Origin of the sequence: Acidaminococcus sp. (assembly GCA_022482815.1) — a bacterium.
Classification (GTDB): domain Bacteria; phylum Bacillota; class Negativicutes; order Acidaminococcales; family Acidaminococcaceae; genus Acidaminococcus.
In genome coordinates, this window is sequence record JAKVOM010000001.1 from 2,163,980 (window position 1) to 2,180,691 (window position 16,712).

10 protein-coding genes are annotated in these 16,712 nt (G+C 49.5%); 1 reads left to right on the plus strand and 9 read right to left on the minus strand.

The window, feature by feature from the left end; genetic code table 11:
- Positions 1 to 9 precede the first annotated feature (9 nt).
- Entirely contained in the window at positions 10 to 1,116 is a 1,107-nt protein-coding gene (gene dprA, locus LKE33_09365; GenBank protein ID MCH3951123.1) for a DNA-processing protein DprA, read from the minus strand.
- A 315-nt stretch (positions 1,117 to 1,431) separates the two neighbouring features.
- On the opposite strand from dprA, the gene hydF reads away from it, so the two are divergent.
- Positions 1,432 to 2,655 carry a [FeFe] hydrogenase H-cluster maturation GTPase HydF gene (gene hydF / locus LKE33_09370; GenBank protein MCH3951124.1) on the plus strand — a complete coding sequence of 408 codons (1,224 nt, stop codon included), beginning with the start codon at positions 1,432 to 1,434 and terminating at the stop codon, positions 2,653 to 2,655.
- A 292-nt stretch (positions 2,656 to 2,947) separates the two neighbouring features.
- On the opposite strand, the gene sfsA is transcribed toward hydF, so the two are convergent.
- From sfsA to LKE33_09410, 8 genes are all read right to left on the minus strand, one after another.
- Positions 2,948 to 4,090, minus strand: coding sequence for a DNA/RNA nuclease SfsA (gene sfsA / locus LKE33_09375; GenBank protein ID MCH3951125.1), 1,143 nt, complete (start codon positions 4,088 to 4,090; stop codon positions 2,948 to 2,950).
- 144 nt (positions 4,091 to 4,234) lie between these two features.
- A complete protein-coding gene (locus LKE33_09380; protein MCH3951126.1) occupies positions 4,235 to 4,966 on the minus strand; it encodes a phosphatase in 732 nt (243 codons plus the stop codon).
- 13 nt (positions 4,967 to 4,979) lie between these two features.
- Entirely contained in the window at positions 4,980 to 6,008 is a 1,029-nt protein-coding gene (locus LKE33_09385) for an ABC transporter ATP-binding protein (protein MCH3951127.1), read from the minus strand.
- On the minus strand, positions 5,953 to 7,680 hold the full coding sequence (locus LKE33_09390) for an iron ABC transporter permease (protein MCH3951128.1): 1,728 nt from the start codon (positions 7,678 to 7,680) through the stop codon (positions 5,953 to 5,955). Before LKE33_09390 ends, LKE33_09385 begins: the two co-directional genes overlap by 56 nt.
- A 15-nt stretch (positions 7,681 to 7,695) precedes the next feature.
- Positions 7,696 to 8,733: an ABC transporter substrate-binding protein gene (locus LKE33_09395; protein ID MCH3951129.1), complete on the minus strand. Its 1,038-nt coding sequence runs from the start codon at positions 8,731 to 8,733 to the stop codon at positions 7,696 to 7,698.
- 15 nt (positions 8,734 to 8,748) lie between these two features.
- Positions 8,749 to 9,573: a sugar phosphate isomerase/epimerase gene (locus LKE33_09400; GenBank protein MCH3951130.1), complete on the minus strand. Its 825-nt coding sequence runs from the start codon at positions 9,571 to 9,573 to the stop codon at positions 8,749 to 8,751.
- Positions 9,574 to 9,909: 336 nt separating this feature from the next.
- A complete protein-coding gene (locus tag LKE33_09405; GenBank protein MCH3951131.1) occupies positions 9,910 to 12,831 on the minus strand; it encodes an insulinase family protein in 2,922 nt (973 codons plus the stop codon).
- A 98-nt stretch (positions 12,832 to 12,929) separates the two neighbouring features.
- On the minus strand, positions 12,930 to 16,703 hold the full coding sequence (locus tag LKE33_09410; GenBank protein ID MCH3951132.1) for a phosphoribosylformylglycinamidine synthase: 3,774 nt from the start codon (positions 16,701 to 16,703) through the stop codon (positions 12,930 to 12,932).
- Between the last annotated feature and the right edge of the window lie 9 nt (positions 16,704 to 16,712).

The following is a 16,712-nucleotide window of genomic DNA, read 5'->3' on the forward strand; positions in this document are numbered from 1 at the left end:
GAAATCCTCCTACAATGCGAGATATCGATTTCCCGGTCCTTGTCGAACAAGGCCTGCAATCTCCATGCGGAGAAGCAGCATACTGATTACGGCAAAGGGCCATTGAAAATGTTCACTGATAGCTTCCATGGACTGTCCGCCGCTTTGGGCAATCCATTGGTATAATGATTTGATTTGCTCTTGATCAGTCTTGGAAAACTGTTCAAAAAGCGATGGTTCCTCAATCCTCCCGGGAGTGTTCCCGTGACTGGGGAAAAAGTCCTTCAAAATATCTTCCGGACAATCTACCAGCCGTGCTCCCTCTTTGATAAGGCGATGAGTGCCCTTCTGGGAGACCCCGTAATAGGGACCCGGTACGGCATAGACCTCACGGTTTTCGTCGGCTGCGGCATGGGCGGTAATCATGGCGCCGCTTTTTTCGGCGGCTTCTACCACAAGGACGCCACGGCTGAGTCCTACGATGATGCGGTTACGCTGCGGAAAATAATAGGATCTGGGCGTTTCCCAAGGTGCATATTCCGTCACCAGGGCTCCGCCATGTTCACAGATCTGCCGGAACAATCCGCGATGGGCTGCAGGATAAAGATGCTCAAACCCGCCGCCCAGGACGGCGATGGTTTTACCGCCAGCGGAAAGTGCCGCCTTGTGTGCTGCCGCATCAATACCATAAGCACCGCCGCTGATAATGACAAGCCCCTCGCGGGCAAGACTGCCTGTAAGGTGCCCCGCTGCGGCAATCCCATAGGCGGAAGCTTTGCGGGAACCCACTACTGCAAGGCTCACCCGGAGAGAAGGTGTTTCTCCCTTGACATACAGCACCGGCGGCGGAGCTGTGATTTCCTTGAGAAGCGCCGGATACGCGCTGCCGCTGTAAGCACAGATTCTTACTTCATGCGTATGGCAGTAGTCATCGATACGGCTCGGAAGGTCACAATCATAACGCTCCCGGCAAGCTTCTGCCTGTTTTTCAGTCAAAAGTCCCTTAGCCAGAAAAGCATCGGGGCCGGCCGAAAAGGCTTCCCGTGCTGATTCGAAATGCGCCTGCAAATCTTCCAAAAAGATGGCATCCCGACCCGGGAAAAGCGCTGCCAACGCGGCTTCATAAATAGCATCCATGTAATTCCACATCCCTTGCTGCGATTTGAGTGCGTCTAGTATTCCTTACATGGCTATGACAATACCACGAAAAAAAGGAATTGTCCAATTTTTTTCAACATTAATTTGAAAGAAAAATGTGAACTCACAGGAAAATTCGTTCAGAAAATCATGAAAATCTTACGCTGTTTCGCGGGTATTTCCACTTTTCTAACCTACTGTAATGTATTATAATAAGCGTAATAAAAATTGATAAATTTTATCGTACAATTTCTCCCTGCTATTCCCAGTAAGAAGTATCAGGGAGAATTCTTTTTAAAATTAAGGAGGCTAATTATGCCTGCATCGTTAAATGATACCCCTTCCGGTGAACGCGTTCACATTGGCTTATTCGGCTGCCGCAATGCCGGTAAATCTTCTTTGATCAATGCCCTGACCGGCCAGAATCTTGCTATTGTGTCCGATTTGAAAGGGACGACTACGGATCCTGTGTCCAAGGCCATGGAAATCCTTCCTCTGGGGCCGGTGCTGATTACGGATACCCCGGGCCTTGACGATGACAGCCTTCTCGGGCAGAAACGCATTGAGAAGGCCCTTGTTGTACTGCGCAGTACTGATATAGCCCTCCTCGTCGTGGACGCTTCTATCGGCATGAATGACGCTGATAAGACCATCTTAAAGGAAATCAGGGCACGGAAATTACCTTACCTCATTATTTTTAACAAAGCCGATCTGGTAAAGAATCTGACCATCCCCGAAGAAGACAAGGGACATATCATGGTAGTCAGTGCGGCCCGCTATGAAGGCATCACGGAACTCAAAGACAGACTGGCCGCGATGGCTGGTAAGGATATCGTGGAGAAACCTCTCCTTGGTGATTTGCTGAAGCCGGGTGACCTTGTGGTGCTTGTAGTGCCTATCGATGAATCGGCACCTAAAGGCCGTCTGATTCTGCCGCAGCAGCGCACCATCCGCGAGTGCCTGGATTATCACGCCACTTCTCTCGTGACTCAGGTAGAGGAACTGCCGGAAGTTATCCGACTATACAAAGATAGGATTCGTATGGTCATTACGGACAGTCAGGCATTTGCCAAGGTCAGCAAAATCGTGCCGCAGGAGGTACTCCTGACTTCCTTCTCTATTATCTTTGCCCGTTTCAAAGGCCAGCTGGATTCCTTTATCGAAGGCGCTCTGGCTCTGAAGGAACTGAAGGATTCAGATACGGTACTCATTTCTGAAGGCTGCACGCACCATCGTCAGTGCAATGACATCGGGACGGTTAAAATGCCCAACTGGATCCGTACTTTTTCCGGTGTCAACCCACAATTTGATTTCACGAGCGGCAAGGGATTCCCGGATGACCTGACGCCTTACAAGCTGGTCGTACACTGCGGTGCCTGCATGCTGAATCCGCAGGAAGTCAAATATCGCCAGCATAAGGCGACCCTTGACTCAGTACCTATGACCAATTACGGCATTGCCATTGCCTATATGAACGGCATTCTGCCGAGAGTCTTGTCGCCGTTCCCGGAGTTAGTGAAACGAGTGGCTGGTGAGTAATGATAAGTATGATATGCCAGTTGATTGAGAGGCAGCATGGTATGGCCTCGCGGCTAAAATGAATAAAAAATAAAAACAGGGGCTGTGAAGAAGTTTTTTGATAAAATTTCTTCACAGCTCCTTATTTATGGTGGCTGGGATCTTTAATTTACCAATTCCTGTTATCTTACTGAACACCCACCGTGGCCAGAAAGCGTTTACCACGCTTTATTACGGTCCTTCCCTCTTATTTCCAGGGAAAACAAGAGGGCTTGGTGCGTAAAAAAGGCTGCGGCTTTAAATTGCCACAGATTCAGATTTTAAGATTATCCAATCGATTCATACGGAAATCTTCTATGACTTGCATGAAGTCTTTACGGTGGATTGGATTATCGGGAAAACCGAATAAATGAGAAGCAGAGGGTTTATCCGTGGCACCAAATCCTTCAATTTGGAAGGCCGCAATGCGGCGCACTGCTGCTGCCATGTCTTCCTCCAGGTCATCAGCTGTACGAACGGGCACGAGGGCCTCGATATTTGCTTTCTGACGCAAGTAATCGATATGCCAATGGAAGTGCTTGCGTTTACGCTGATGACGTGCCAGACGGGCCGCCAGATTCTTTCTCGCGGAACCGACATAGACATAATATCCTTTCGGGTAATGGACGCTGCCCAGTGAACCCGTTTCGATATCTTTATCTTCCGGAAGCGAAAGCACCACAAAGTAATCGCCCCCGTCGTGGTTTTCACGGTCCAGGATTTCCGGATGATAACCTAAGAGACCGCATACTTTCGGTAATGTGAACGTACTGTCCCACTGCAGGGACAATGCTTTCCAGTCCAATACCCCGACAGCATCCCTGAAAGTTTTGGCAAACTCCGGATCTGTATGGTAATCCGGCAGGAACCAGCGCGCCTTGTTCCAATGGACAAGGAAAAGAACACCGGTGTGGATGCCCTTCTGATGCATCCCGGCAAGTTCCGCAATATGTTTTCGGCCCCTTTCGGTCACCGCATCGGGAAACATAGCGCCATAACGGCTGAACAGCGTGCAAGACTTGACTTCTACATAAAAGAGCTCCCGGCCCCTGCCAAGCAGCAGATCAAAGCGGCTGTCCCCTGCCGTGACTTCCCGGCGGACCAGATTCCAGGACTCCCAGCCGGGGATTTTTTTATTTTCGACGAGGTAAGCTGCCACATCGTTATTATATTGCGTATCCATCAAAATCGGTACGCCGTCACGTTCGATGCCCACGACGTCATACGGCGTCTTGCGGCCCGACTGCGCGGCCCTGCGAAGGTAAATAACAACGCCCGGAAATAAAAGCTCCCACATCCGTCCCGGATTCGGCATATGACAGCGAACCGTTTCGCCCTGAAGCTCACATAAGGCAATAAAACGGTTCGGCCGGGAAAGAAAATGAGCTTTCACTAAATCTTGTTTGTAATGGATCATAACTATAAAGAGTTCCTTTTTTCAGAATGAGGCAGCTTTTACTGCCGCAAAGTATTATAGCACGAGACGAGGCAAACTTATGTATTTTACCTTGTCCCGCACTTAAAGAAACTCTACAAGACACCGGCAGAAACCGTTTGCTATTTATAGCTCTCTTAAGCGTTCTGATTGATTCAGAACGTAATCAAGACCTGACAATCTTGTATTAAGAATTAATTCTTCCGGGAAATTGACAGCGTTAAGCATCGCTTCCGCTGTGGTAAAGTTTCCCACCTGACTCCAGATATGAGCATCACTGCTTACGATGACAGGAATCCTGTATTCCTTACACAGCTCCAGATAAGCCGGAATGTTTTTATCGGCATTCTTTCTGCCCGTACGCGGCGATGTGGAGCTGCTGTTTACTTCGAGTGCCACCTTGTAACGAGCAGCCGCTTCGACAAGCTTCGGGTAGTCCAGCGGGTACCGGTCATCATCGGGATGACCAATGATTTTTACATAAGGATTCTGCATCGCCCCGATAAGCGCATCGGTATTTTCCGCACGGGTTCCTGCTTTGATGCAGGGAATATGAAGGCTTGCAATGACATAATCCATGCGTGCAAGCATTTCGTCTTCAAGATCGAGGCGGCCCTGGAAGTCTAAAATATTGGCTTCTACGCCCGTATAGATGGCAAGGCCCATGATTTCCTTCGGAATAGCCTTATAATTCTTAAAGAAAATCGGGCCGGGAGCACCCGGCATGGCCGGTGCATGGTCGCTGGTACCGAAAGCCAGCAGTCCCTTTGCTTTGGCCTCCTCGATATTTTCTTTCAGCGTGCTGAACGCATGACCGCTTGCCGTGGTGTGTGTATGGATATCAAAAAGCAGTTTCAATGCGAAAGCCTCCTTAGGCAATATACACAAGTTTAACCTGGTCTCCCAGTTTAAACTGTTCGTGGCTGGATGCGTAAACCGTCACATTACGATGATTGCAAAGCAGTGAGTACTGAATTTCCCTGCCGCTATATTGCTTATTGGTGATGACGGCATCAAGACCGCTGCCTTCAAAGCAAATTTTGAATTGTTCCGGACGCACGGGGAAAATGCCTTTCTGACGGAACACACCAGAAATTTCCTTCCCGTCATAGGTAACCGGACATCCGTCGGCAGAAAAGGCATCACCGTTCCAATGACCTTGCACAAGGTTGCACTTGCTGACAAAGGTCGCTACAAATTCTGTTTTCGGGTGGCAGTAGATTTCTTCCGGTGTTCCGAGCTGCTCAATGTGGCCGCTGCGCATAACAAGAATACGATCCGCCATGGCAAGTGCTTCACTCTGGTCATGAGTGACGTAGATAACCGTAGCACCCGTACGCTGGTGAAGATCCTGGATTTCTTTACGCATACTGATTTTCAGTTCTGCATCCAGGGCGCTCAGCGGTTCATCCATCAAGAGAATGGAAGGTTTTCTGACAATAGCCCGCGCCATAGAAACGCGCTGACGCTGTCCGCCGGAAAGTTCACTGGGAAAACGATGTTCATAAGCGGTGAGTCCCATGGCATTGATTGTCCTGTCTACCATTTTCTTTTTTTCATCCGCAGACAGAAACTGACAGCGTTTACTCTTGAGCGGAAATTCCACATGCTCCCGCACGGTCATGTGGGCCCAGAGAGCAAAAGACTGGAAAACCATTCCGAGATTGCGGTCTTCCACCGGTACCATACGTCCTTTACCGGAATAAATTTCCTTGTCCATCCGAATGATACCGGAAGTCGGCTCCTGAAATCCGGCAATGGCTCGCAAAAGCGTCGTCTTGCCGCACCCGGAAGGTCCTAGAATGGCCATAAACTCACCATCGTTGATTGTTAAATTAATATCGTTAAGCGCCAGCGTTGTCCCGAATTGCTGCGTTACGTGTTCCAGAAACAAACTCACTTTCAATCTTCTCCTTCTTTAGCACAGCGCTAAAATTTACAATCCCATAGCCCACCAGGATCATGGCAACTATCAATGTGGACATAGCAGCCGAAAGGCTGTATTCCCCACCCTGCTGGAAATTAAAGATCGTCAGACCGATGGTCTTCGTGTCTGCACTGGCAAGCATGGAAGAAAGGGTCAGCTCCGTCAGAGATGATACAAAAATCAGGAAAGAGCTGGAAAGGACATTCTTTTTCAAAAGCGGAATCAGTACAAAGCGCCAGGTCATCAGAAAATTTCCTCCGGAGGAGCGAACGGCTTCTTCAAGTTCCGGATTGACGGATAACAGTGCTGTCGTACTCCCCTTGATCTGCAGAATCAAATAGCGCGTCAGGTACGCAATCACCAGAATGTTGATTGTTCCGTAGATACCCGGATGAATTCCGGGCAGCGGTTCTGTCCAGTGAAAGATCATCGATAGAGACAGTACAATACCTGGAATGGCATAGGTCATGGCCGCGCATTTTTCTCCGATGACTACGGCATGATTGCCGCGCCGCACCTTGAGATAGGCCATCGCCGTTCCAATGAGGATACACAACGTACACGTGACCATTGCCAGGATCAGGCTGTTGCTGATTGACGAAAGAACGGACGTATTGGTGCAGACAAATTCAAAATTATCAACGGACAAATTCTGCCGAGTAATGGCAAGCCCGTAATTTTTAAGGAATGCATTGGAAACCATCACAAGGAGAGGAATCATATCAAAAAGCCCCCACCCCAGGAGCAGTATCACTTCCGCAGCTTTGCGGCGGCTTTCACGGATATAAACGCGTGGAGAAAAATCCTCCTTGATACTTTCCATGGCGCCGCCCTTACGAACCAGGACTTCCAGCAGCGTACCGCCGATGGCAATTGCGCAGAGCAGTACCGAAAGCGCTGCCGCGAGCGGGAACGACTGTGGGCCGAAGCTGATTGCCTTTTCGTAGATATAGGTACTCAGCACGGGAATCCCGGCCGGAATCCCTAGAAATGCCGGTACCGAGAAATTGTCAATAGCCGCCAGAAAAGAAAGGACGGCTCCACTCATGATGGCCGGCATGGCTTCCGGTACATCAATCTTCCAGAAGGTTTTCAAAATACTGAACCCGCAGGAACGCGAGGCCCATTCCAGATCTTTTGGAATCTTCCGCAGCGTGTGGGTCACGGAAAGGTAAACAATCGGGATATTGCAGACACCGACAATAAACAAAATGCCGCCGATGGAATAAATATTGATGGTTCCGAGGCCCAGCGCTGCAGCAGTCCTGTTAATCAAGCCTCTTTTCGTAATTATTCCGGCCCAGGAAAGGGTCGTAATATACGAAGGGATAATAAAAGGCATCAGCACAAGCATCTCAAGGAGATGTTTGTGCCGAAAATTCGTATAAGCAATGACGAAAGCCATACACGTGCCAACTACTGTCGCAATGCCGGATGACCCTACCGCAATGATAAGCGTGTTAATAATGGCTTTGAGCGTCCGCGGCTCATGGAGCAGGACCACAAAGTTCTGCAGTCCATAGCCATCCGGTCCTTTGCAGCTCATGATAATTAGCCGAAGAATCGGAGCCACAAAGAAGAGAAAGATTACTGCATAAAAAAGCAGTGTACCGATGCGGTTTTTCAATTGATTATGGTGAATCATAAACGTTTTCCTTACTTATTGATTAAACAGTGCACTGAATTGTTTCTTATCATTTTCACGTTCTTTAAAGAGTTCCAGAGGGTTAGCAGCAATCGGTTTGATATCTTTGACACCCTTAAGACCTTCCGGAGCCTTGACGTCTTCGCGAATCGGAGTATAGCCAATGCCGGCAGCTACCTCCTGGCCTTCCTTGGACAGAATAAAGTCGATGAAGGCCTTGGCAGCCGCTTTATTCTTGGACGCTTTCAAGAGGCCAATCGGTTCGGTTACATAGGGAGAGCCTTCAGCCGGATAGATAAATTCGACAGGAGCGCCGTTCTTCTTGGAGCGCATCACCATGTAGTCTACGATGATACCGGCAGCCTTATCGCCGGCAACTACTGCCTTTTGAATGGAGCCATTCCCCTTATCAACCTTGACGCCATTGGCTTTCAGGTTCTTGTAGAAATCCCATCCGATACCCTTGGTACGGGTCAGCACACCCAGGTTGTAAGCGGCAGCACCGGAATACAGCGGGCTCGGCATGGTCACTTCATCTTTAAGAGCTGGTTTCACGAGATCGGCAAAAGACGTAATCTTTTCCTTCGTACGGGTCGTATTGACGATGATACCGGTCGTAATAATTTTTGTCCCGGCATACATATGATCTTTATCTACGTACTGGGATGGAATGTTTTTGGCTTCCGGAGAGTCATAAGCTTCGAGTAAATCCTTGGATTTCAAGGACTCAAATGTCACGTTATCGGCAACGAGCAGTACATCGGCCTGTACCTGGCCTGCTTCCTTTTCTGCCATGACTTTGCTGATGACTTCCTCTGTACCGGAACGGAAGACGCTGACTTTCACATCCGGATATTTCTTATTAAAAGCAGCAATCAATTTTTGAGCGTCCGCATTCGGCTGAGACGTGTACAACACAATTTTGCCGGAAGGTTTGCCCTTATCATTAGAGGCAGCCTTATTATCAGTTCCCTTGCCGCCGCAGCCGGCCATTCCCACAGCCATCAAACTGGCCAGAATGAGTGCCATCGTTTTTTTACCCAAGAATTTCATATCCTTTCCACTCCTTTAAGCATTAAAATGGTTCATAATAATTTCTGCTGATGTTGTCATTGCATCGGGAATAATCGATGCTAAATAGGCTGCATTATGCCACAATTTTGTACGATTGGGACTATCGTCGTATCCTTCAAGTACCAGTTTCTTACCAGCAAGCAGAAGGCGGGGCAACAGCCAGCGAAAATCAAAATCTCCGTCATCAAGGGACGTGTGATAAGTTTTGCCTTTGCGGTTACTGATATGGAACTTCGAATAAGAAGGCAGTGAAGAAGCCAGTTCATCAATTTCTACCGTACTGTCGCAGTGTGCTACATCAATTGTATACGTGAAGAAATCGGACAGAGAACCGGTTACCTGTTTCATGGCTTCTGCATTCGTGACGAATTCTTTTTTAACCTTCTCCATGACTTCAAGGGAAACAAGCACATTTCTTTGCTTTGAAATCTCCGCAATCTGCAAAAGAGAATCCCGCATCAGCTCGATACTCATTTTCTTGAAACACGTCATCGTCATATGACCCGGATGAACGGTTACATCTTCCCCATTGATTCGTCTGCACAGTTCAATAGATTCCTTAACCTGTCCAATAGATGCTTCCCGGACTGCATCGTTGATAGAAGATAAGTTTAAATCCCAGCTCACGCTGTGAACCGTTGTGCCAAGATGATAAAACTCGGCAAGCCGTCTGTATTCTTCTTCATCATAGCCGCAGTCAAAAAACTGCTGCGCCCACATTTCAATGCCGGAAAAACCGCACTCATGAACAACACGAAATAATTCTTCAAGAGGAACTCCCCACAGGAAAGAAGAAGACGCATAAACTTTACTCTTCATAGATACCCCCTTATCTCATAACGGGTTTATTATTTCAAGAAAATGTAAAAGATGAATCAGAGATTTGTAAAATTTGCATAAAAAGAGGGTATCTACTATCTCAACATCATAAGTTCTATCGGACCAATTCCTGTTATCCAATTGAATACCCACCGCAAGCGGTCCCTCCCTTATTCGCGAAAACCACGCGAACAAGAGGGCTGGTGCATCAATTTTTCTTGCCATTAGCAGAGGAATGGTTATAAAAAAAGCTGTGAAACAATGATTGCTCATTGCTTCACAGCTTTTGATTCCTGCAGGGCGAACCGCGACAAGCGGGCAGCGACCTGCATTCTTTTATGCTTTTTTAATGGACTTAAAGAGGTCTTTATGGGCTTCGATCGCCGTCTGACTGCCGACAACACAGTAGTAATTGTCTTTCAGCACATCCCGGACAAGCGGGGCCAGTGCGCGGATGTCTTCGGCCTTGCAGTCGATGACTTCATCACGGGTCTGCTGCGCATACGCTTCGGGCAGACCGCGCATATACGTCGTAATGGCCTTTTCCAGATGCATAGCCGTCGTAAGCGGCGTATCAATGAGGCTGATCGTGCCGATGACGTACTTCGTCATTTCCCGCTCAGACGCTTCAAAGTGTTCCAGGAATTCCGGAAGGTCGCGGTAAACCTGCAGCGTCTCTACAAGTTTCGGATCACGGTACGAAGAGAAGTAAACATTCCCGTTGCTGTCAAAGCGGGTACCGCAGCCATAAGCACCGCCCTGGACACGGATCTTGGTCCAGAAATAACCATAGCGGAGAATCGTTTCAAGCACCTTCATGGCGCCTGTATATTCGTAACCGTGGTCACGGTAGTTGCCGCCGGCAAGCACATATTGTACCTTACCGGACGTTGTAATGCCTTCATCAGGTTCCAGTGCGGTCAGTTCCGGCATAGGCTTTCCGGCAAATTCAGATTCAGGCAATGTGTCTACAAAGGCCTGCATACGCTGCAGTGCTTCTTCCTTATGCCCAGCTTCACAGGAAAGGGACATCACAAGCTCATCCTTATGGAAGAAAGCTCGCGTCAGCGTCGTAAGGTTAGCAGCCACTTCGTCTACTTTTTCGTCAAAGTGTTCGACGATGTCCTGCAGGAACTTATAGTACGTGAACTGGTCGTGCTCTGCACTCCGCGAAGAACGGGAGAAGTAGGACTGCAGACGAATCGTGGCTACCGTCATGCCGCGGGAGAAGAACAGTGCATCCCATCCGGACTTGACTTCTTCCACGATTTCACGAAGCCGCTTCTTATCATCTACATGGCTTCGCAGCGCCAGGGAACTCAAGAGCGTAAAGAGTTTATCCTCGTTCTTTTCGAGAACCTTGGCAGAGACCTTAAAGTAGTTGCGGTAGGTATTCGTATCCTTATAGAACGTGTAAGGCTGCACGGCAAAACTCAGGCCGCCGATATAACGGTCCGTGTACGTATTGAGTTCTTCATACGTGAAGTCATCCGTATTGACCTTGCCCAGTACATCAGACAGGAGATAGGCGTAGCAGAGCAGCTCTTCCGGTACCCCTGTCATATCAAAGCAGAAATCAAAATAGGAAATCTTGTTTGTCGAAGCAGGACGGAAAAGGAAGGTTTCCGTATCCTTTTTCGTGATTTCAGGCTTTTCGTATTCACACTTACGTGTGATATCCGAGCGCTGCAAAAGAGGAATCGACTGCAGCGCTTCGGGGGAATCCGGAGCAGCCTGGCGGGCATGAAGTTCGTCAGCAATGTCCTTATATTCCTTCAATGTCTTTTCGGAAAGACCCTTCTTCACCGTTTCCATTTTGGCCTGGTAAGCCGCCATGTCTTTTTCTTCCTTACCCGGCTCAGGAGTCAGCGTAAGGAGTACCTTATGGGTATTATCCATGAGAATCGTCTCTATCAGGTTCTCATAGTAATGCGTGCCGATCTTGCTCCTGAGGAAATCCAGGGCTTCCGTAAATTTGAGGCACGTCGTCGGATCACCGCCGTAAAGCCACGTTTCCATGACGGCGAGACCATAAATCAGCCCTTTCGGATAAATATTATAATCCGCTTCACGCATCTTGAATTCTTCGGAATTAAGCTGTGCCGTCAAGAGTTCCTCCGGCACACCTTTGCGGGAAATATCCTGGAGGGTATGGTATACGACGGACACAAATTGATCCATTTTATCCGGATCGGATCCGCTGACACGGATGGACCACACCGGCTGCAGTTGTGACGTATTATAGCTGCCTGCCACATCGCTGCCGATACCGGCCTTTAAGATAGCAAGACGCAGCGGTGCATTATCACCGTTAAGGAGGACATGGGACAGCACGCGCAGGGCCATGACTTGTTTCTGGTCATAGACGTTGCCCGTGACGATATTGAGAGAAAGGTACGTCTTATGCTCCTTGCTCTCCCCTGCCGGTTCCGGATACGTGGCGTGTACTTCTTTCGTTTTATCAAAAGGAGCCTGTTCCGGAATTTCAACCTTGAAGCCAGGCGTCTTGTGGAAATGACTCAGGTAATCATGGTCGAGGTAAGCCAGATAAGCATCAATATCCATATTGCCGTAGAGATAAATATAGGCATTTTCCGGCTTATAGTACTTTTTGTGGAAGGCCTCAAATTTTTCCTGGGTCAGGGTCGGAATGGCTTCCGGCAGTCCGCCCGATTCAAAGCGATAAGGCGTATCGGGGAACAGCGCTCCGAGTACAGCATGTTCCTCTACGGCATCCGCCGAAGAGTATACGCCCTTCATTTCGTTGTAAACGACGCCGTTGTGGATGAGATGACCTTCTTCATCCACTTCGTAATGCCAACCTTCCTGGCGCAGCGTAAACGGATTCTCGTAAATCAGAGGATAGAATACGGCATCGAGATACACATCCATCAGATTGCGGAAATCCTTGTCATTACGGCTTGCCAGCGGATACACCGTTTTGTCTGTATAAGTCATAGCGTTGAGAAACGTATTAAGGGAACCCTTAACCAGTTCCACAAACGGTTCTTTCAAATGATACTTGCGGGAACCGCACAGCGTGGAATGCTCCATGATGTGTGCTACACCCGTATCGTCCTGGGACGGAGTGCGGAAACCAATAGTAAAGACCTTGTTGTCATCAGCGCACTTCAGATAAAAGACGCGTGCGCCGCTTTGCTCATGAGTCAGTTCATACCCCACCGCATCCACATCGGGCAGAGGCGTGACCCGCGTTACGGTAAAGCCATGAACCTGCATATTTTCTTTCAGTTCCATGAATCAAACTACCTCCATTAGTGATTTTTTTATAATATCCCGTCCGAAAACGGGCAAAAACGAGGCTGTCGCCTAAGCAACAGCCTCGTTACTACTACTTATTTGAAGTATTGAACACCGGCCAGGAAAATAGGCTGCAGTTTGTTGCCGGGGATATTCTTCATCAGACCGTCGGTAAAGCGTTCAGAGTGCCCCATCTTACCGAGGATACGGCCATCCGGGCTCGTGATACTTTCGATGGCGTACAGGGAACCGTTCGGGTTGTACGGGCTTTCCATCGTCGGATTACCGGAAAGATCCACATACTGGGTAGCGACCTGACCATTCTTGAAGAGGTACTGGATTTCCTCTTCGGTGGCTACGAAGCGGCCTTCACCATGGGATACGGCCACCGTATGGACATCACCCGGTTCGCAGAGTGCGAGCCACGGGGACTTGTTGGAAACGACCTTGGTGTCAACCATACGGGAAATATGGCGGCCAATAGTATTGAAGGTCAGAGTCGGAGACGTTTCGGTCATCGGCAGGATCTTGCCATACGGTACAAGGCCCAGTTTGATAAGAGCCTGGAAGCCGTTGCAGATACCAAGCATCAGACCGTCCCGTTCGTTCAGGAGCTCTTCGATAGCTTCCTTCAGTTTCGGGTTGCGGAACATGGTGGCAATGAACTTACCGGAACCTTCCGGTTCATCACCGGCACTGAAACCGCCGGGCAGGGCAATAATCTGAGCTTCCTTGATGCGTTTAGCCATCTCATCGACAGATTCCTTGATCGCTTCCGGCGTCAGGTTCTTGACGACGAAGATATCGGCTTTACCACCGGCATCTTCAAAGGCAGCTGCCGTGTCATATTCGCAGTTGATGCCCGGGAATACAGGGATGAAAACTCTCGGTTTAGCCACATTGTACGGAGCCGTCAGCGGCAGATCGTTGCTAAACGGTACTTCGCGAATGTTCTTTTTCGGGCAGTTCTTGACTTTCTGCGGGAAAGTGCTGTCGAGCGTTCTCGTATAAGCATCTTCGATATCTTTCAGCGTGATTTCCGTATCGTTGACGGTAATCTTGCCATCATTGGTCAAACGACCAAGCGGCAGGTAATCAATGCCTGCAAAGACATCTTCTGCTTTTGCTTCCGGAGCCAGTTCAATGAGGAAGCCGCCCGGCTGCAGCGTAAAGAGGCATTCTTCATGCAGGAACGGTTTGACAAAGGCAAAGCCCAGTTCATTGCCAAGGCACATGGAAGAAAGTGCTGCGGCTACGCCGCCTTCTTTGACAACGCCGGCCGTAATGATGCGCTTGCCCAGGATGCCTTTATGGACGGAAGCAAGAAGCTTCTTCAGGGCATCAAAGTCGACGACTTCATGTTCATCGCAGGGAACCGGTACGAAGATAACTTCGTTGCCGGCCTTCTTGAAGTCATTGGAGATCGTGTCGCGGCCATCCATCACTCCAACGGCAAAGCACAGGAGGGACGGCGGAACTTCCAGATCCATAAACGTACCGGACATGGAGTCCTTACCGCCGATAGCCGGCAGTTCGAGTTCGCTGCAGGCTTTATAGGCACCCAGCAGAGCGCTCATCGGGAGACCCCACTTGGCAGGATTATGCAGTTTCGGGAAGTATTCCTGCATGGAAAGACGCAGCTTCGTCGTATCTGCGCCGACAGCAGCCGCACGGCAAACCGCTTCCACAACGGCATACATACCGCCGTGATACGGGCTCCAGCAGGCTACATTCGGGTTATAGCCGCAGGCCATAACGCTCGTGGCATTCGTCTTGCCATGGAGCACAGGCAGGCGAGCTGCCATCGCTTCGGTCGGAGTCAGCTGACGACGTCCGCCGTAAGGCATCAGGACCGTGCCGCGGCCGATGGTACCATCAAAACGTTCGCCCAGGCCTTCTTCACTGCAGACGTTCAGGCGGTCCAGGTTAGCGAGCCATGCATCATGGATATTCTTGCCTTCTACAGCCTTCGGAGCTTCGTTAAACGGAGATACGGCTTCAATGCCTTCAACCTTGACGGAGGTCTTTTGAGGAATACCGTTCGTATCGAGGAAAGCCCGGGAAATATCTACAATCTTTTCACCGCGCCAGTACATCACAAGGCGAGGATCTTCGGAAACTTCGGCCACCACGGTAGCTTCCAGGTTTTCTTCCTTGGCAGCCGCCATGAACTTATCCAAATCCTTCGGAGCAATGACAACGGCCATTCTTTCCTGGGATTCACTGATAGCCAGTTCCGTACCATCAAGACCTTCGTACTTCTTCGGTACTTTGTCGAGGTTAATGACAAGGCCCGGAGCGAGTTCGCCGATAGCGACGGACACACCGCCGGCACCAAAGTCGTTGCAGCGTTTGATCAGACGTGTCACGTTCTTATCGCGGAACAGACGCTGAATCTTTCTTTCGTTAGGCGGATTCCCTTTCTGGACTTCCGCACCGCACGTGCTCAGGGATTTTGTCGTATGTTCCTTGGAAGCACCGGTAGCGCCGCCCATACCATCACGGCCGGTACGGCCGCCGAGCAGAATGACAAGATCACCGGCTGACGGTCTTTCACGGACAACAGCATCTCTTGGAGCTGCACCGATAACGGCACCGACTTCCATGCGTTTTGCTACAAAACGTTCATGGTAATATTCTTCAACAAGGCCCGTCGCCAGACCGATCTGGTTCCCGTAGGAGCTGTAGCCGGCAGCAGCGCCGATTGTAATCTTTCTCTGAGGCAGTTTGCCGACAAGCGTCTTTTCATACGGCGTGCGGGGATCACCGGCACCGGTGACACGCATAGCCTGATATACGTAGCTGCGGCCGCTCAATGGGTCACGAATAGCACCGCCAAGGCAGGTAGCAGCACCGCCGAACGGTTCGATTTCGGTAGGATGGTTATGGGTCTCGTTCTTGAACATTACGAGCCAGTCTTCCTTCTTCCCGTCAATCGTAATCGGCACGACGATGGAGCAGGCGTTGATTTCTTCGGAAGCATCCAGATCAGGAATCTTTCCTTCCTTCTTCAGCTTCTTCGTAGCAAGGCAGGCCATATCCATCAGCGTAATCGGACGCTTGGTGTCTTTGCCGTACACAAAGTCGCGGTCTTTCTTATACAGGTCAAAAGCTTCCTGCACAGGTTCCGTATAGACGGAATCGTCAATCTGCACATCTTCGAGTTTTGTCTCGAAAGTGGTGTGACGGCAGTGGTCGGACCAATACGTATCCAGAACCTTGATTTCCGTAATGGAAGGATCGCGGTTTTCCTTCTGGAAATATTCCTGGCAGTAAGCAAGATCTTCAAAGCTCATGGCGAGTTCCTGCTTCTTAAGGAAATCAGCCAGTTCATCCTTCGTAAATTTCGTGAAGCCCTTGATGATAGCAACCGGTTTCGGAGCTTCCCACTTAAAATCGAGGGATTCCGGTTTTTCGATAGCCGCTTCCTGAGCTTCTACCGGGTTAATGACATATTTCTTGATCTTTTCGACATCGGCATCGCTGAGATTCCCTTCAAGGAGGTAAACCTTAGCTGCCGCCACGATAGGAGGCGCACTCTGAGTGACCAGCTGAATGCACTGAGCGGCGAAATCTTCACGCTGATCGTACTGACCGGTAATCAGTTCCACAGCAAAACTCTTGACACCGGCCGGAATTTCCATCGTTTCATCATAGACGTTGTCCACAGGCGGTTCGGAAAGAATAACCCTCTTGGCAGCATTGTACGCATCGTCCGTAATCCCGCTCAGATCATAGCGGTTAATGACACGGACACCCGTCAGCTGCTTCATGCCGAGGGTCTGCTGCAGATTAGCCAGCATATTGCTCGCTTCTACGGCATACTCTTTCTTCTTTTCTACGAAAATTCTTCTGATTTCTTCGCTCATGACAGCCTC